14 protein-coding genes are annotated in these 18631 nt (G+C 40.1%); 3 read left to right on the top strand and 11 right to left on the bottom strand.

Annotated features, from left to right (window positions below; translation table 11 throughout):
* The first annotated feature begins 102 nt into the window (after positions 1-102).
* Both BABA_RS17235 and BABA_RS26690 read left to right on the top strand, forming a co-directional pair.
* On the top strand, positions 103-1032 hold the full coding sequence (locus BABA_RS17235) for a metal ABC transporter solute-binding protein, Zn/Mn family (protein ID WP_007086498.1): 930 nt from the start codon (positions 103-105) through the stop codon (positions 1030-1032).
* A 111-nt stretch (positions 1033-1143) separates the two neighbouring features.
* On the top strand, positions 1144-1305 hold the full coding sequence (locus tag BABA_RS26690) for a DUF1540 domain-containing protein (protein ID WP_007086497.1): 162 nt from the start codon (positions 1144-1146) through the stop codon (positions 1303-1305).
* A 34-nt stretch (positions 1306-1339) separates the two neighbouring features.
* Here the strand turns inward: BABA_RS26690 and menC are convergent, their stop codons facing one another.
* The 6 genes from menC to BABA_RS17205 form a co-directional block, all read right to left on the bottom strand.
* Positions 1340-2452, bottom strand: coding sequence for an o-succinylbenzoate synthase (menC, locus tag BABA_RS17230; RefSeq protein ID WP_007086496.1), 1113 nt, complete (start codon positions 2450-2452; stop codon positions 1340-1342).
* Positions 2433-3920, bottom strand: a complete 1488-nt coding sequence (locus BABA_RS17225; protein ID WP_007086495.1) for an o-succinylbenzoate--CoA ligase — start codon at positions 3918-3920, stop codon at positions 2433-2435. The genes menC and BABA_RS17225 overlap by 20 nt, the downstream gene beginning before the upstream one ends.
* A 208-nt stretch (positions 3921-4128) precedes the next feature.
* The gene (menB, locus tag BABA_RS17220) at positions 4129-4947 is read right to left on the bottom strand and encodes a 1,4-dihydroxy-2-naphthoyl-CoA synthase (RefSeq protein WP_007086494.1); all 819 of its coding nucleotides are present in this window, start codon (positions 4945-4947) and stop codon (positions 4129-4131) included.
* Positions 4948-4961: 14 nt separating this feature from the next.
* Positions 4962-5786 (bottom strand): 2-succinyl-6-hydroxy-2,4-cyclohexadiene-1-carboxylate synthase, encoded by an 825-nt coding sequence (menH, locus tag BABA_RS17215; RefSeq protein WP_007086493.1) that lies wholly within the window; start codon positions 5784-5786, stop codon positions 4962-4964.
* Positions 5786-7534, bottom strand: a complete 1749-nt coding sequence (gene menD, locus BABA_RS17210; protein ID WP_007086492.1) for a 2-succinyl-5-enolpyruvyl-6-hydroxy-3-cyclohexene-1-carboxylic-acid synthase — start codon at positions 7532-7534, stop codon at positions 5786-5788. The genes menH and menD overlap by 1 nt, the downstream gene beginning before the upstream one ends.
* Before the next feature lies 1 nt (position 7535).
* Entirely contained in the window at positions 7536-8936 is a 1401-nt protein-coding gene (locus BABA_RS17205) for an isochorismate synthase (protein WP_007086491.1), read from the bottom strand.
* A 353-nt stretch (positions 8937-9289) separates the two neighbouring features.
* Here BABA_RS17205 and BABA_RS17200 point away from each other — a divergent pair, with 353 nt between their 5' ends.
* Positions 9290-10228: a 1,4-dihydroxy-2-naphthoate polyprenyltransferase gene (locus BABA_RS17200; RefSeq protein ID WP_007086490.1), complete on the top strand. Its 939-nt coding sequence runs from the start codon at positions 9290-9292 to the stop codon at positions 10226-10228.
* 38 nt (positions 10229-10266) lie between these two features.
* Here BABA_RS17200 and BABA_RS17195 read toward each other — a convergent pair whose 3' ends face one another.
* Genes BABA_RS17195 through glgB form a run of 5 tightly spaced genes read right to left on the bottom strand, consistent with a single transcriptional unit; the run spans position 10267 to position 18209 of the window.
* Positions 10267-12660 carry a glycogen/starch/alpha-glucan phosphorylase gene (locus BABA_RS17195; RefSeq protein ID WP_007086489.1) on the bottom strand — a complete coding sequence of 798 codons (2394 nt, stop codon included), beginning with the start codon at positions 12658-12660 and terminating at the stop codon, positions 10267-10269.
* Complete coding sequence (glgA, locus tag BABA_RS17190) at positions 12650-14101, bottom strand: glycogen synthase GlgA (RefSeq protein WP_007086488.1); 1452 nt, start codon at positions 14099-14101, stop codon at positions 12650-12652. Before glgA ends, BABA_RS17195 begins: the two co-directional genes overlap by 11 nt.
* Positions 14098-15129: a GlgC family sugar phosphate nucleotidyltransferase gene (locus tag BABA_RS17185; protein WP_007086487.1), complete on the bottom strand. Its 1032-nt coding sequence runs from the start codon at positions 15127-15129 to the stop codon at positions 14098-14100. The genes glgA and BABA_RS17185 overlap by 4 nt, the downstream gene beginning before the upstream one ends.
* Positions 15130-15172: 43 nt before the next feature.
* Positions 15173-16318, bottom strand: a complete 1146-nt coding sequence (locus tag BABA_RS17180; protein WP_007086486.1) for a glucose-1-phosphate adenylyltransferase — start codon at positions 16316-16318, stop codon at positions 15173-15175.
* Positions 16260-18209, bottom strand: coding sequence for a 1,4-alpha-glucan branching protein GlgB (gene glgB, locus BABA_RS17175; RefSeq protein WP_007086485.1), 1950 nt, complete (start codon positions 18207-18209; stop codon positions 16260-16262). Before glgB ends, BABA_RS17180 begins: the two co-directional genes overlap by 59 nt.
* Positions 18210-18631 lie beyond the last annotated feature (422 nt).

Here is an 18631-nt window from a genome sequence, read left to right as displayed (position 1 = left end):
GAATCGTTCCGTATTATGCACTTATTTCTTTTCTGAATGATAAAAATTTTTCGAATACAAATCGTAATAAGTCCGATTTAAATATCATTTTAAGGAGTCCTTATGAAAAAATTCATCATTATTCTTTCTGTTTTGCTGCCATTAAGCATTATTCTTTCCGCTTGTTCGAATGATAAACAGCCAGCAAAAAAGAAGGATCAATTAACCGTTTATACAACTGTTTTCCCACTTCAATATTTTGCTGAACGAATTGGCGGAAAATATGTAGACGTAAAAACCATCTATCCTCCAGGTGCCGATGAACACACATTTGAACCATCGCAAAAGGATATGATGAACTTGGCTGATTCAGACTTATTTTTCTATATAGGTCTCGGACTTGAAGGCTTTGTGGAAAAGGCTAAAGGGACATTAAAAAACGAGGATGTCACCATAGTGCCTACGGCCAATCAACTGCAATTGCCAAAAGAAACTCATTCTGATGAGGTAGATGACCATGACCATGGAGATATCAACCCGCATGTTTGGCTTGACCCGGTTTATTCAAAAGAAATGGCAGCAGTTATTCGGGATGCTTTAATAAAAAAGCTGCCGCAAAACAAAGAACTTTTCAATGAAAATTATCACAAGCTTGGAGAAGAATTAGATGCATTGAATAGTGAATTTGAGCAAACTATTTCAACTGCGAAGCATAAAAAGATGATCGTGACCCACGCCGCTTTCGGTTATTGGGAAACTCGTTATGGCATGGAACAAATCAGTATTTCAGGGCTTTCAACAACCAATGAACCGACACAAAAGGAACTGGAAAAAATAATCTCAATTGCCGATCATGACGGCTTACACTATATTCTTTTTGAAGAAAATGTTAAGTCAAAACTAGGAAAGGTCGTCCAAAAAGAGATTGGAGCACGGGCATTGCCGATTCACAATTTGTCTGTTTTATCCAAAGACAACATTGCAAATAATGAAACCTATTTTTCATTGATGAAGAAAAATCTAGAGTCATTAAAAACAGCGTTAAATAATTAATGGGTTCATTCCCATTTTCCTGCCCAGTTTCCTGCTACTTACAGGATTGAAGTGTTGTTTAATTTCACATGCTATTACTGTATTACCGATCCACTTTAAGGAGTGATACGAATGGCTAAGGATGTTTTGTGTGAAGTAAATAACTGCACATTCTGGGCAAATGGAAACAAATGCAGTGCCGACCGTATCTACGTTGTCAGTCATACGGGTGATACGGCGGGTAATAGCAAAGAAACCGATTGTCAAACTTTTGAAGCGAATGAATTATCGTGAGATTATAACCAGGCAAACTACTTTGCCTGGTTTTTTATTTGGGGAAAGTAAATGTTTTTTTTGCTAATAAGACTTCCTGAAGCCTATTTTCATTTATTTCGTATCCGATACCCGGGCTCTCCGGTACTGTAATAAACCCATTTTCAACAGTAACTTCAGGTGTGATAATGTCTTCTTCCCAAAAACGGCTTGATGCAGATATATCCCCCGGAATGGAAAAACCAGGGAGGGAGGCTAGTGCAATATTATGCACGCGTGAAATTCCAAATTCAATCATTCCTCCGCACCAAACCGGGATCCCTTTTTCAAAACAATAATCATGAATCCGTTTCGCTTCATAAAGTCCGCCAACCCTGCCCACTTTAATATTGATCACCTTACAGCTCCCGAACTCTATCGCTTTCCGTGCATCTTCAAAAGTGACAATGCTTTCATCTAAACAAATAGGTGTACGAATTTCTTTTTGCAACTGGGCATGTTCGATGATATCGTCATGTGCCAGCGGCTGCTCAATCATCATTAGATTCAAGTCGTCCAATGCTTTTAAGCGATCAATGTCCTGAAGCGAGTAGGAGGAATTGGCGTCTGCCATGATGGGCAGGTCGGGATAGTGGCGGCGGATTTCTGCAAGAAAGGCGTAATCCTGGTTGGGATTTATTTTCACTTTAATCCGCTGATAACCTTGCTCAAGATATTGCTCAATTTGCTGTATTGCTTTTACCGTGGAGTCTGTTGCGACCACCACTCCAGAAGCAATGGCTGGGCGTGTACCGTTTAATATTTTTGAAAGAGGCTTTGTCTGGGATTTCGCATATAAATCCCATAAAGCTGTTTCTAGCGCCGCCTTTGCCATATTGTTTCTTCTGATTGAGCTAAAAAGTTTTGAGGCCTCCTCAGGATGTTTGATTGGATGTTTTTGCAACAAAGGAATCAAAATATCCTTTAACATATGTAAACTGGTTGTTACTGTTTCCTCGGTATACCACGGCGTAGAAAAAGCCACTCCTTCACCAAAACCAGAAACGCCATCCTTGCAGGTAACTTTTACAATGATCCCCTTACGGTCATTCACTGCTTCCAGATGGGTTACAAACGGTGACTTTAGCGGCATCTGAATAACATAGAGCTCAATTTCGGCTATATTCAATGTCTTTCACCCACTCTCGCAGTGTTCTCCTTAATAGTTTTTTAGCAGCGTTTCTGGGGAGCTTTTCAGTAAAATAGAAAACTTTTGGCACCTTGTATCTGGCAAGTTTATTTAGGCAAAATTGCTGAAGGTCATCCACAGATACTACGTTGTTTTTTACGATAAAAGCAACCGGTACCTGTCCCCATTTCGCATCATCAATGCCTGTGACCCCCACCTCTGAAACTGCAGGGTGCGCTAATAATACCGCTTCGATTTCAGCTGGATAGATATTTTCTCCTCCTGAAATAATCAAATCAGAACGGCGATCGATAACATATAAAAATCCATCGGCATCTAAATAACCAATATCTCCGGTATAAAACCAGCCATCACGAAATCTTTTTTTCGTGGCTTTCGGACGATATAAATAGCCCGGTGTTACGTTTGGGCCCTTTACGATAATTTCGCCTGCTTCTCCCGCTTCGGCCGGGCTCCCATTGTCCTTTACAATGATAAGCTGAGATGGGAACAACGTTTTTCCAGCTGAGCCAAGCTTTGTCAGGCTATATTCCGGTGAAAGAGTCACAATTTGCGAGGAGGATTCTGTCATGCCATACGACTGAAAGACAGGGATATCTTTTTCCACGCAAGCGTTCAGTAATGGTAATGGAGCAGGACCGCCTCCGAGCAACATGCAGCGAAAATGATTCGAAAGCCTTCTGTCGTTAAGTGCTTCAACTATACCTGTTAACATTGTGCCAACCACTGACATAATCGTTACCTTTTTTGCCTGAATATCTGCAATTGTTTTTTCTGCGTCAAAGTGGTCATGAAGGACAATCGGCATGCCATAGATGACACTGCGCATGAGGATGGAGAAGCCGCTAATATGAAACAACGGAACGGAACAAAGCCAGCAATCACTTTCCATTTGGCCTAAATTTAATGCGGAGCCGACAGAACTCCACCAATGGTTCCCGTATGTCTGTATGACACCTTTCGGTTTTCCAGTTGTACCTGAAGTGTACATAATGGTACAGATATCAGAAAGACTAATTTCGTCTTGGATTATTTGTTCCATTGGTTCTAATTGAAAAAGGGATTCTTTCGTAATGGATTTAAGCGAGATCAGGTGCACAAGTTCCATTTTGGCAAAAGCATCTTCAATAATGAGAAATGATGCCTTGGAATCTGTTAATTGCCAAGCAATTTCAGCGGCTGTTAACCGATTGTTTAAAATTACTGCTTTCACACCTATGAGCTGAAGAGCAAATAAGATTACCACAGTATCAAGGTGATTCTTTAATAATACCCCTACAAATTGGTCTTTTTTTATCCCTAGAGTCTGGAGTTGCCCCGCGACTTTCTGGGAGCGATGATATAGTTCACTAAATGTTACGGTATGCTCCTGAAAATATACCGCAGTCCGGTCTGGAGTGAGAAATGCTCTTTTCTTTAAAAAATTTGGCATGGTTTCGTTTGACATTTTTAACATCCCTTTGAAAAACTCTTTATTCAGTCACAGTAGGACTATTCTACGTTATCTTTTTTCGTTTCTAAACCTCGTTTCGGTCACGTAGAACCACTCTACGTGACCTTTTTCGTTTCCAGACCTTGTTCCGGTCACGTAGAACCACTCTCATTATATAAAAACAGCTTGATGGAAACAAAACCATCAAGCTGCTGTTAACTGATCAAGGGAAACGCGGGAATTGACCGAAATCGGGCTTGCGCTTTTCTTTAAAAGCATCACGGCCTTCTTTCGCTTCATCCGTTGTATAGTAAAGCAATGTGGCATCACCGGCAAATTGCTGAAGTCCTGCTAATCCATCCGTATCAGCATTCATGGCAGCTTTTATGAAACGAAGCGCTGTTGGACTTTTCTCAAGCATTTCTTCACACCATTTAATGGTCTCATCTTCCACCTGCTCCAAAGGAACAACTGTGTTAACTAAGCCCATATCAAGCGCTTCCTGCGCATTGTACTGACGGCATAAATACCAAATTTCACGGGCTTTTTTATGACCGATAATTCTAGCTAAATAGCCTGAGCCATAACCGGCATCAAAGCTTCCCACTTTAGGGCCTGTTTGTCCAAATACCGCATTATCTGCCGCAATCGTTAAATCACAAACGACGTGTAGAACATGTCCCCCACCGATGGCATAACCTTTTACCATTGCAATAACTGGTTTAGGAATTACACGGATTAAACGTTGTAAATCGAGAACATTTAAGCGCGGGATTTGATCTTCGCCAACATAGCCGCCATGTCCGCGGACACTTTGGTCACCGCCGGAACAGAATGCCTTCTCCCCTGCACCTGTTAACACAATCACTCCAATGCTGGAATCATCGCGTGCATGAGCAAAAGCGTCAAACATTTCCGTAACCGTTTTAGGTGTAAAAGCATTATGTACATGTGGTCGGTTAATAGTGATCTTTGCAATTCCGTTATATATCTCATATAAAATTTCTTCATACTTACGTCCTGGAACCCATTCTACTGTCATAATAAAATCCTCCTTTATCGTTTTTTTGACAAAAAGTCACTTACTATTGTACCAAACTTTTCTGATTCTTCCACATGAATTGCATGGCCGCTGTTTTCAACGACGATCCAAGTGCCCTTTTTTAGGGACTTCAGCATTCTCTCCGCAATCTCACAAAACTTATGATCTTCTGAACCGGTTATCAGCAAAACCTCACAATCAAGCTCCATTAAAGGGGTACCCCACCAGGAAGGCTGTGCGCCCGTCCCCATTCCAAGCAAACTATTGGCGAGCCCCGAAACCGAATTATTTAAGCGCTGAGCCCTGATGGATTCAATAACACTTGCTGGAAGCCGCTTCATCGTAGTAAATAGCGGAATATCTTCCCAGTAATCAACAAACCCCTTAATCCCATCCTCAACAATAAATTTTGCCAGTTTCGCATCGTTCATTCGGCGGAGTTTTCTATCTTCCTCTTTTTCTAGGCCTGGCGAGGCGCTTTCTAGAATTAATTTTCGAACCCTTTGTGGAAAAAGCAGAGCAAAAGTAAGTGCCAATCTGCCCCCCATTGAATAGCCCAGCAAATCTATTTGCTCAACAGCTAATTCTTCAAGAATCCTATTTAAGTCCTTGGCAACAGATTCTATTTGGTAGCGCTCCGTATCTTCAGAAGACTCTGTTTTACCATGCCCAATAATGTCCGGTGCAATTAACATAGCATATTGCCCCGAGGTCTCAAAAAATGGTTTCCATGTAGAGGAATCCCCGGTAAATCCATGCAATAAGACAAGCGGTGGTGTTTCCTCCCCCTCACCGCAAACTTCCACATGATAGCGAATTCCGTCGACACTAATGTCCATTACCGCTCACCTTTGACAAAATTTGATATTTCCTGGGAAACAGATGCCCAAAAACCGCGGTGCTCCTTGAGGTTTTCATCTCTTTTTGTCGCAATTTCGTACACATGAATACCGGATTGACCCTCACTCTTCATCATTTCCGATTCAAACTGCTGCCAATCTTTTATTTTAATAAATTCTCCGTTAAACATCTTGACAGCGTGCTCGAATTCGATTGTAAGCGGTGTACCAAATAAGAGCTCAAAGTTTTTCGGATGCTCTGATTGCGCTAAAAAGGAAAAAATACCGCCGCCGTTATTGTTTACAAGAATAATATGAATATCGATATCATAAAGCTTTGCTGCAATCAGTCCATTTAAGTCATGGAAAAAGGTTAAATCGCCCAAAACTAAATATAAGGACTTGGAGTATAAAGCCGCACCTAAGGCCGTTGAAACCGTACCATCAATGCCGTTAGCTCCCCTGTTTGCCATAACCTTAATTGATTTATTATTATTTAAGAAAAAGCTGTCCAAGTCGCGAATTGGCATGCTATTACCAACAAAAAGAGTGGCTCCTTCAGGAAGCATATCTGCTAATTGATAAAACAACCTGCCTTCACTTAGTTCCGCGATGTCACGAATGGGCGTCATATTTTCTTTTGTGAGTGCATTAACTTTTTTCCAATCGCCTAGATATTCTCCTGACGAACCGCTGCCAACAAAAGCCAATAGTTTTTCGCAAAACAACGTTTCATTACAAAAAATCATGTTCGTTGATAATGCTGCCGGATCGCGCCAGTCCCCGCCGCCATCAATGATAAATTGATCTGCCGAATGATTTTCTTTTAAGAAAATGGTTAACGCTTTAGAAATAGGCATCGCCCCAAATCGTAAAACTACATCTGGCTTAAGGAAACCTTTTGCCTCTTCATTCCTTAAAAAGGTATCATAGGATTCAATAATATGATCGTGACTGTGGGTACCGCTTCTCAATTGGGATAACGGATCTGCTAAAATAGGATAGTGTAATGCCTCGGAAAGCTGAGTCACGGCTTTAGCGAAGCTTTCATCAGCGATATTTCCGCAAACAATAATCCCTTTTTCCTTACCATTTAACTTTTCTGAAATCATTTTAAACTGCTCATCATCAATCGTTAAATCTCCATTATGAACCTTGACATATCCCTTTGGCCGTTCCGATAGTTGAAAAAGGGCATCATCCAATTTCGGAATGAGCGGTTCGCGGAACGGAAAATTCAAATGGACAGGACCTGCAGGAGCCGCAGCAGCTATGGCTGCTGCTCGAGCACAAACAGTCCGGGTGTAACGGATGATTTCATTGTTATCCTCTGGCAAAGCCATTTCTGCAAACCATTTTACATGATGACCATATAAATGGATTTGATCGATTGCCTGCGGTGCTCCCACTTCTCTAAGTTCGTGCGGCCTGTCTGCCGTTAGCACGATTAGGGGAACTCGTGAGTATCTCGCCTCGACAATCGCTGGAAAATAGTTGGCTGCTGCAGTACCTGATGTACAAAGCATGGCAACTGGTCTATCCAATGCCTTGGCAATTCCTAAGGCAAAAAAAGCTGCAGAACGTTCATCTACATGAATATGAACGTTTAATTCAGGGTGTTCTGCCATCACCATCGCCATAGGAGTAGAGCGTGAACCTGGGCTGACGACAACATCGGTTACCCCTGTTAAAACGAGTTCTGAAATGAATGCTGCTATATAAGCTGTTAATGATTCCTGATGATTCATATTATTTTCCCCCAAGAGCTCGAAGCATTGGTGTAAACTTCAAACTTGTTTCCAAATATTCACTTTCTGAATTCGAATCGGCTACGACACCACAGCCGGCAAACAACGATGCTTCGTCACCCTGCAAGAGTCCACAGCGAATGGAGACAGCAAACTCACCATTTTGTTTATAATCAATCCAGCCAAGAGGCGCGCCATAGAAGCCGCGGTCTAGGTCCTCCACTTGTCTTATTTTTTCAACTGCTGCTTTCTTCGGCAAACCTCCCAACGCAGGCGTTGGATGAAGCCTTTCAACCAATAAGAGTAATGACGCATCATTGCTACATTTTCCGATAACAGGTGTATAAAGATGCTGTATATCCCGATTTTTCAAAAGCTGCGGTTTTTCCGGCAGAATAATCTCTTCACATGATTCTTCTAAAGCTTCCTTAATCATTTCAACCACAAACCCATGTTCAATCAGGTTTTTCTGATCATTTAATAAGGTTTGCCCTAATATCCGATCTTCCTCTTCAGTGATCCCGCGTGAGATCGAGCCAGCTAAGCAGGTAGAAAACACTTCAGACCCTCGCTTTTTCACCAGCCGCTCAGGTGTTGCACCAATAAAACAATCTCCATTTGATTCAAACGCAAAGATATAGCTTGCCGGCTGTTGTGTATATAAATTTCCCAGCACTGCCTCTGCCTCCACTTTATTTGTAAAGGATAGCCGGAGCTCACGGGCAAGGACGACTTTTTTTAATGGGCCGTTTGTTAACTCTTTCACAACTCCATCAACAGCCTGCTTCCACCTTTCAGGTGAAATCTCGGTTGTTTCCAATAAAACAGCAGACTTTGCCCCATGATCCTGTTTTAGTGAATGAAGGAGCTGATTTCTTTCTTCCAAAACCTTACTAAAGAGCGAGAAATCATCATTTGGTGTAATGACGATATTGGTGGTTAAATAGGTCTCACCATCTAAAATACTCACTAAATATTTGGGAATATGGAACAAAGAATCAGCAAATTTGGACCACAGTTCCGTTTTCTCTTTATAGGGATCAAAGGAAAATCCTCCGAACATAAGAGGTCCAACAGCCATTTTTGAATATGGATTAAAAATGATGCTATCCTCTAAAAAGCTCTTCCACTCTCTTTCAACATGAAAAAAGCGGTCAGTAGCCTGATCCGACTGAATTTGTTTTGAAATTCCAAGCCCAATTAGCACAATCTCGTTTGTTGGGTCTTTCCAGAAAAAACGTTCCCCACAATAGCGGTCTTTTCCTATGTTAAAAAAGGATAAAGGGTTAATCGCTTCAATATGATGGACTTCACTTATTAATATAGGCCGGCCAAGTTCCTTGGCACGATTTACAGCCAAAAGACCTCTTTCTTTTATTTCTGTTTCTTGAATGGTAATCAAACAAATCCCTCCAAAACAGCCGAAATGACTGTTATCCATTCATTTTAATACTTTTAAATTACTACTCCCATTGTAAAGAAGTCAATAATAGTTGTCACTACCAATACCGTTTCATTCCTTATTATATATCAAATTTGTTACAATTAGGTTGAAAATAGCTTTTTACCTCTTTTCATTTTCCCACTAACCATTCGATAATAATCAAGCAGGGAGAATCTTCCGGTTATGATTCAAAAACCCATTGACACTAATAGTGGAATTTCATACACTAATGGTTGGGCAACAAACCTAAATGTTTAAACGTTGACATTCATATAAAGATAGAGAAAATTTTTAAAAAGGGAGAGAAGAATATGCAGCCAAATTTACAGCATCATTCGAAACCTGCCGTTGCATCAAACCGAGGCTTTCAGGTTTGGTGGCAAATGACCCGTCCACATACATTAACTGCCTCGTTTGTACCCGTCTTACTTGGTACAGCATTGGCACTTAAACACGATCATTTTCATCTCGGCCTTTTTGCTGCAATGCTGGTCGCCAGCATCTTGATTCAAGCAGCGACCAATATGTTTAACGAATACTTTGATTACAAACGCGGTCTTGACACTGAACACTCGGTTGGGATTGGCGGAACGATTGTCCGTGATGGGATTAAGCCAAAAACGGTCATCAACCTTGCTTTTGGATTTTACGGGATTGCTTTATTATTAGGAGTATATATTTGTGCGAATAGCAGCTGGTGGCTAGCCGTTGTTGGATTGGTTTGTATGGCTGTCGGCTATTTTTATACCGGAGGCCCGTTCCCAATTGCCTATACACCATTTGGTGAAGTTTTTTCCGGCTTCTTTATGGGAATGTTGATTATTTTAATCTCCTTCTTTATTCAAACTGGGACAGTAACAAGCACAAGCATTCTTGTCTCCGTTCCAAGTATGATATTAGTTGGAATGATTATGTTATCCAATAATATCCGTGACCTTGACGGTGATAAAGAAAATGGCCGGAAAACAGTTGCCATTCTTTTAGGAAAAAAGAAAGCTATTTATTTATTAGCTGGAATGTTCACCTTTTCTTATCTATGGGTTTTAGGGCTCATCATTAGTGGTAATGCACCATTTTGGACAGCAATCGTTATTCTAAGTGCTCCAAAAGCGATTAAGGCAACCAAAGGGTTCATCGCAAATAATATTCCAATCAAAATGGCACCAGCGATGGTTGCGACGGCTCAGACGAATACGATTTTTGGATTTCTACTTGCAGTAGGTATTTTTATCGGACACTATTTTTCTTAAAGCAAAAACTTCTGCCGCCACGGCAGAAGCTTTTTTTATTAAAGAGGGTTTATACCCCATATTTCATCCGCATATTCCTTAATCGTTCGGTCACTTGAGAAGTAACCTGCATGTGCAATATTCGTTAAGCTCATTTTTTGCCATTTGTTCTTATTCATAAATGTTTCGCCAATTTTTCCTTGAATATCGGTATAAGCGGCAAAATCCTTTAAAACAAAATACTGATCATTTTCCTCTACTAACGAATCAAATATCGGCTCAAATTCATTTTGAACTCCTGGGAAAAATCCGTTTACAAGCTGATCGACAGCCTGTTTGATTCGATAATCATGATGATAATACTCCCGCGATTGGTAGCCGCCATGCTGATAATAATGAAGCACCTCATCTGCCGTTAATCCAAACGTAAAAATATTTTCATCGCCAACTAGTTCGCGAATTTCAATATTAGCGCCGTCTAAGGTTCCTACCGTTAAGGCACCATTAATCATAAACTTCATATTTCCGGTCCCCGATGCTTCTTTACTTGCTGTAGAAATTTGCTCACTTATGTCCGATGCCGGAAAGATTTTTTCCGCCAAAGAAACGCGATAATTTTCTAGAAAAATAACTTTCATCTTATCGCCAACTATTGGGTCATTATTTATTTTCTCGGCAACCGTATTAATTAATTTGATAATCTTTTTCGCATAATAATAACCAGGTGATGCTTTCGCACCAAAAATGAACACCCTTGGGGCTGTTGAAAAGTTTGAATCCTCTTTCATCCGGTTATATAAATGCATAATGTGCAAAACATTTAACAGCTGCCGCTTATAGGCATGAAGCCGTTTTACCTGAACATCGAAAATGGCTCCTGTATTAACAACTACTCCTGTTTTATCCAAAATAATATCGGCAAGCCTTTGTTTATTTTCATTTTTAATTTTTAACAGCTGCTCTAAAAAGGAAGAATCGTTCTGATACTTCAGTAATTGGCTGAGCTCCTCTGCTGAATAAGTCCAAGAAGGTCCAATTGAGTCTGTAATAAGTGCAGATAATGGTGGATTCGCTTTTAACAGCCAGCGTCGGTAGGCAATTCCGTTTGTTTTGTTGTTAAATTTCTCAGGAAACAGTTGATAAAATGGTTTCATTTCCCGTTTCTTTAATATTTCTGTATGCAGCTTTGCTACACCATTTACACTGAAGCTGCCGACAATCGCTAAATGGGCCATTTTTACATAATGATCCGCTATAATAGCTAGTTCACCTATTCTCTGCCAATCTCCGGGAGCTTGTTCCCATAGCTCCTGGCAAAAACGTTCGTTAATTTCTTCAACAATCATATAGATTCTTGGCAGTAACGGGCGAAAAATATGTATAGGCCATTTTTCTAACGCTTCCGACAATGTCGTGTGATTGGTATAGGAAATGGTATGTTTCGTTATATGCCACGCCTTGTCCCAATCATAGCCTTCTTCGTCAATCAAGACTCTCATTAACTCCGGAATAGCCAAAACAGGGTGGGTATCGTTGATATGAATACAAATATGTTTATGGAACTGCTCCAAGCTAGTATGCTGTTTCCGGTAGGTTCTTACAATCGATTGAATGCTGGCCGACACCAAGAAGTACTGCTGCTTCAACCTTAGAATTTTCCCCTCATCATGGGTATCATCAGGGTATAAAAACTCGGAAATCGATTCGGTCTCACGCTTATATTTTAAAATATCCTTATGAATTGGAAATGGCGAAGGCTCCGCATTCCAAAGCCTTAACGTATTGACGTTTTTTGATTTAAACCCGATTACGGGCATATCATGTGGTACAGCCGTTACGGTTTCGGCATTCTGGTGATGAAAAACGAGGCGATCATTTTCCATCTTGGCCTCCACCTTGCCCCAAAATGGGATTTTCACCGCACGATCCGCCTTACGTATTTCCCAAACATTTCCGCTTCGTAACCATTGCTCCGGCAATTCCACTTGATAGCCATCGACAATTTTTTGTTCAAACAAGCCGTGTTTATAACGAATACCATGCCCATGACCCGGTAGATTCAAGGAGGCAAGCGAGTCTAGAAAGCAGGCAGCTAGCCTTCCTAAGCCGCCGTTTCCTAAGCCCGCATCTGCTTCTAATTCTTCCAGTTCATCTAAATCAATCCCTAAGTCCTGAAGCCCTACCTGCACCGTATGCTCTACACCTAAATTAATTAAATTTTGTCTTAACAGTTTGCCTAATAAATATTCAATTGAAAGGTAATAGACCTGCTTCCCTTCAGAAGCAAGATACCGTTCGTTCGTTGCGATCCAGTCATTGCTAACAAACTCACGAATCATACTGCCGAGGGTTTGATAATGATCCCTCGATGAACTTTCTGAGAAACTCTTCCCGCACTGCATCTCAAGCCTTTTAAGAAAGGTATTCTTAAACTCTAACGTACTAGAAAACATGCGTTTCACTCCTTGAAACAAGCTCAGCATAGAGCTGGTTATAGCTAAATGCTGATTGGGCCCAGCTATAGTCCTTTTCCATTGCCTGCTTGACAATTGATTCCCAACCCTTTTTATCATAATAAAGGCTAATCGCTCTTTGAATGGTAAAAAGCATATCATGGGCATTAAAATTTCTGAAGGAAAAGCCGTTTCCTTTACCAGTAAATTCATTCCATGCCTTTACAGTATCATTTAAGCCTCCCGTTTCACGGACGATTGGGATGGCACCATATTTCATCGCGATCAATTGTCCAAGACCACATGGTTCAAATTGAGACGGCATTAAAAACAAGTCTGCTGCCGCATAAAGATTATGGGCAAGTTCCTCATTAAAACCAGTATGAACCTTTAATTTTTCAGGATAGATTCGAGCGGCCTGCCTTAAATGTTCCTCATATTCATAATCACCGGTTCCGAGAATGATTACCTGTATATCCTCTTGCAAAATTTCACGAAGGACACACTTTACCAACTCTAATCCCTTTTGCCTTGTAAGCCTTGAAATCATCACGAGTAAAGGTGTCCCGGCACTTTGCGCCAACCCAAATCTTTTTTGAATCTCTTTTTTGTTGATTGTCTTTTTTTGAATCGTATCCGCTTTATAGTTTTGATCAATGAGCGGGTCAATTGCCGGATTGTAAAATTCCTCATCAATGCCATTTAATATCCCGATGAGATCCTCATCTCTTTCCCGCAACAGGCCATCAAGCTTTTCACCATAAACTGGAGTTTGAATTTCCATTTTATAAGTAGGACTTACAGTCGTAATTTTATCAGCCGCCACAAGTGCACCCTTCATAAAATTGATATTCCCGAAAAACTCCAAATAGCTGGTGTGAAAGGAATTGTAATCGATTCCCAGCAAATCCCCGAGAGCCTCTTTTGGAAAGATCCCTTGAAATTGGAGGTTATGAATGGTGAACACTGTCCGGATTTGCCCATACTCTTTTCGCTTGTAATATTCCGTTCTAAGGAGGAATGGGATCAATGCCGTATGCCAATCATGACAATGAAGCACATCAGGAAAAAAGTCCAGTTGTGCCAACGTCTCAAGAACGGCCCGATTAAAATAAGCAAATCTTTCTCCATCATCAAAATAGCCATAAAGATTATCTCGTTTAAAATAGTATTCATTATCGATGAAATAATAGGTTATCCCCTGATAGCTAAGCTCCTCAATTCCACAATATTGATTTCTCCAGCCAACAGGGACAGTAAACTCCTTGACCTTTTTCATTTCTTGTTTATATACTTCAGAAATGGTTCCATACTTTGGAACCATCACTCTAACGTCTGTTCCTTGGCTCTTTAGCTCTTTTGGAAGGGAACCGGCAACATCAGCGAGCCCCCCCGATTTAGCAAATGGCCCACATTCCGATACGGCAAATAATACTTTCACGAGTTCATCAACGCTCCTTGTTTTAACCCTTTACGAATAACATATGGTGATTTGGTAGTTCCGGTTAATTGGGTTCCTGCTTCCACCCTTACATCCTTATCTAAAATCACCGAATCTAAATAACAATTTTCTTCAATTTGGCATTTTTGCATGATGATACAGTTCTTAATAACCGCCCCTTTACCAATTTTGACCCCACGGGCGATAATACTATTTTCCACCGTTCCACTGATGAAACAGCCATTCGCAATCATGGCATTTTTCACAACGGAATCTTGCACATATTTGGTCGGCGGCTCATCCTTAACTTTCGTTAAAATTGGCTGCTCTTTTAAAAATAGTTTCTTCCACACATCTGACTGCAGCAGTTTCATACTAGTAGAAAAATAGCTTTCAATCGAATCTATCTTTACAGCATAGCCGTCATATTCATAGTGACAAATAGAGTATTCGTTATGAATAGCAGTTACTACATCCTTCATACAGGTATATCCTGTTTCATGTCTTCCTTCAATCAATTTAATGAGTAGGGATGTTTTGACCATATACATTTCCATTGAATTTCCATCCTGGTGATGGATTTCGGTGATATCGCATTTTGCCTGTCTATGCCAATCTAATATTGGTCTTAGATCCATATTAAAAATCGTATTACAGTTAGCGATAATTGCATATTCTTGTGTACTGCGATAAAAATAGTCCATATTGGCCGCAAAATGTTCAAACGAGCCAATTTTATTGCCATCGTTATCTACAATGGGGGATGGGAAAAAGAAGAGGCCGTCTCGCTTGCGATTTAAGTCCCAATTTTTTCCTGAACCCAAATGATCCATAAGTGAGCGATATTGCATTTTTGGAAAAATCGCCACACTGCGAATGCCAGAATTCACCATATTTGATAAAACAAAGTCAATAATGCGGTAACGACCTGCAAAAGGTAACGCGGCAAGTGAGCGATGTGTTAAAAGGTCTTCTAAATCTTCATGGTAAGTAGTGGCATCAATAACGCCTAATAGCTTTCTTTTCACTCCAAATTCCCTCCAGTTTTTCTTCTAAATCCAATTAAGAGATTTAATATGCAGGATAAAGTCCTTTTAACATTTCTTCTGTAACAAGAATAATTTCGTCATCAAGGGAACGGATCACTGTCCCGTCTGGTACATTAACATCACACGGAACAATCGCCTTTTCTATTAAACAGTTCTTTCCAATTATTGCGTCAGGCATAATGACAGATTCTTTAATCATACTGCCCTTTCCAACGGCTACACCTTGAAACAAAACAGATTTATCGATTTCCCCTTCGATGGTACAGCCCTCATTAATCAGTGACTCTCTTACAATGGCGTCCGAAGAAATATACTGCGGCGGTTGATTTGGATTGACCGAATAAATTCTCCAATCATGGTCAAATAAATCTAATTCACAATCCTCACCTAAGAGATCCATGTTTGCCTCCCAAAGGCTTTGAACTGTACCAACATCCTTCCAATAACCTTTAAATGGATAAGCAAACAATTTTTTATTTTCCTCTAAAAGAAGCGGTAATACATCCTTCCCAAAGTCATGGCTGGATTCTGGATTCCGCTCATCCATTTCTAAATATTCCTTCAGTATATTCCAGTTAAAGATATAAATGCCCATGGAAGCTAGATTATTTTTGGGATTAGCAGGCTTTTCATCAAACTCTGTAATTCTCATATCGTCGGTTGTATTCATGATTCCAAACCGGCTGGCTTCAACCCATGGTACCTCTATTAAGGAAATCGTCACATCCGCTCTTTTTTCAATATGATATTCGAGCATGCTCTCGTAATTCATTTTGTAAATATGGTCGCCTGAAAGGATTAATACATATTCCGGGTTATATTGTTTCAGATAATTTAAGTTTTGATAAATAGCGCTTGCTGTTCCTGTATACCACTTTACTTCCGAAGACTCACTATATGGCGGTAAAACGGTCACCCCGCCATCCTTACGGTCAAGATCCCAGGCACTGCCAATTCCAATATAGGAATTTAAAAGAAGCGGCTGGTACTGCGTTAAAACCCCTACAGTATCAATGCCCGAATTAGTGCAATTACTTAAGGTAAAATCAATGATTCGGTATTTCCCGCCGAATGGAACAGCTGGTTTCGCCAAATCTCTTGTCAGCGAATTAAGTCTGCTTCCTTTCCCTCCTGCTAACAACATGGCTACGCACTTTTTCTTTCCCATTTCCTTTTCGCTCCTTTCGTTTTTTAACCGGTCTGATCATTTGAAAACCAAACGGGGGAATTGTCACTTCTATTGAGAATGGCTGGCCATGGAATGGCTCATCTTTGGACAAAATGGTTTTCTTATTCGTTAAACCAGCCCCGCCGTATTCCTCTTGGTCGCTATTTAAAATTTCTCGATACTCGCCTTCTTTAGGGACACCGATTTTATATACCGGATAATTCACTCCTGTAAAGTTGCAAATAATAAGTAAAAACTCCTCTGCCTTTTTTCCCTTTCGAATAAAGGAGAAAATCGATTGATGACTATTATTGGCATCAATCCATTCAAATCCATCCTGCAAATGATCCAATTCATACAGTGCTTTCGAACGTTTATAAAGTTTAGTTATTACTTTTACATATGTGTTTAAATTACGGTGCATGTCATATTCCAGTAAGTGCCAATCTAGTTGTTCTTTATCTTTCCATTCTGCAAACTGTCCAAATTCAAATCCCATAAATAGTAGTTTCTTTCCTGGATGGGCAAACATATAACCTAATAACAGTCTTAATTGGGCAAACTTTTCCCAATAATCCCCCGGCATCTTATCTAATAGTGACTTTTTCCCATGGACTACTTCATCATGAGAAAATGGCAACATAAAGTTTTCTGAAAATGCATATAAAAACGAAAAGGTAACCTTTGAATGAACCTGTGAGCGTGCATATGGAGGTGTTTCCATATATTCAAGCATGTCATTCATCCAGCCCATATTCCATTTATAATCAAAACCAAGACCGCCATAGGGGACTGGCGCTGTTACATTTGGGAACTCTGTAGAATCCTCACCAATCATTAGAAAATGGGGATTGTACTCATTGATCTCTTTATTTAACTTTTTTAAAAATTGAATTCCAAAAGGATTCTCACGTTTTCCCCCGGCTGAATTTGGCCAATAGATAATGTTCGCAACAGCATCCATTCGAAAGCCATCAATATGGAAATAGTCAATCCAATAGAGAGCGTTTGAGATAAGGTAGCTTTGTACTTCACCTTTTCCCAAATCAAAATTGGCCGTCCCCCATATGACGTTTTCCCTGTCTTGGGCGCTGCTATAAGAATAAATGTGTGTTCCATCAAAGCGATAAAGACCGTGTGCATCCTTGCAATAGTGACCTGGAACCCAATCCAGAATGACACCTATACCATGCTGATGACACTGATCCACGAAGTATCTAAAGTCATCAGGTGTACCAAACCTAGATGTCACTGAAAAATAACCGGTCCCCTGATATCCCCAAGAGGCATCAAGCGGGTGCTCGACTATAGGTAAGACTTCAATATGCGTAAAGCCATGCTCCAATACATAAGGAATTAGTTCTGAAGCTAAATCAAGATAGGTTAAGTGGTCTCCATTGTCATGCTTCTTCCAGGATCCTAGGTGTACCTCATAAATAATGGCCGCATCTGATAAGATGTTCTTTTTTTCCCTGCGATTCATCCAATGTGCGTCATTCCATTCATAATTGTTTAGGGAATAAACGATGGATGCGGTATCGGGTCTTACTTCCGAATAAAAGGCAAACGGATCTGCCTTCAGCAGCCTCTCTCCTGTTTGTGAAATAATTTCATACTTGTAAATGTTTCCCCCAAGATCTTGATTGACAACAATAATCCATATTCCTTCATCATTAACCTTTTGCAGTTCATATCCATCACCATTCCAGTTATTAAAATCGCCCAGCAGCCTCACATGAATAGCATTGGGGGCCCATACGCAAAATCGGGTGTATACTTGATTGGAATTTCTTAAGATATGAGCGCCAAAAAGCTGATGACTTTGAAAGTAGCTGCCCTCATGAAATAAGTGCAGCTGATAATCAGTTGGAAAAAAAGTGTTTACTGTCATGGCTCTCCTCATCCTCAATGAAAATATGTATTTCAAAGACCAATTATAAGCGCAATTGCATCATATTCCTCGAAATACTTTTTTATCTTTTCTGACAACAAATGAGGTTAGTTTCTATTAAAGGTCATATTCCAACAAAATAGGACACTAATCGACTGATTTTCCAACAACAAACGACAAGAAACTAGTAAGTTTTTCTAAAATTTTTCTAAAAAAAGTTATTTATTTATTAATAATTTAGCGGAATGAAGTTCGGGTAAAAGAGAGTAGATGTAAGCGGTATCAATGGTTTCAAGGGAAATTGTCTTTTTAAAATCGTTATATCAAAATAATATTTTCTATGATCATATACAAATGATTTTAAACGCAAAAAAACTGATAACAGATTGTTATCAGTTTTTCAATGACCCCTACGGGATTCG

The organism is Neobacillus bataviensis LMG 21833, from assembly GCF_000307875.1.
GTDB classification, from domain to species: Bacteria; Bacillota; Bacilli; order Bacillales; family Cytobacillaceae; genus Neobacillus; species Neobacillus bataviensis.
This window is presented reverse-complemented; position numbering and strand designations above follow the sequence as displayed.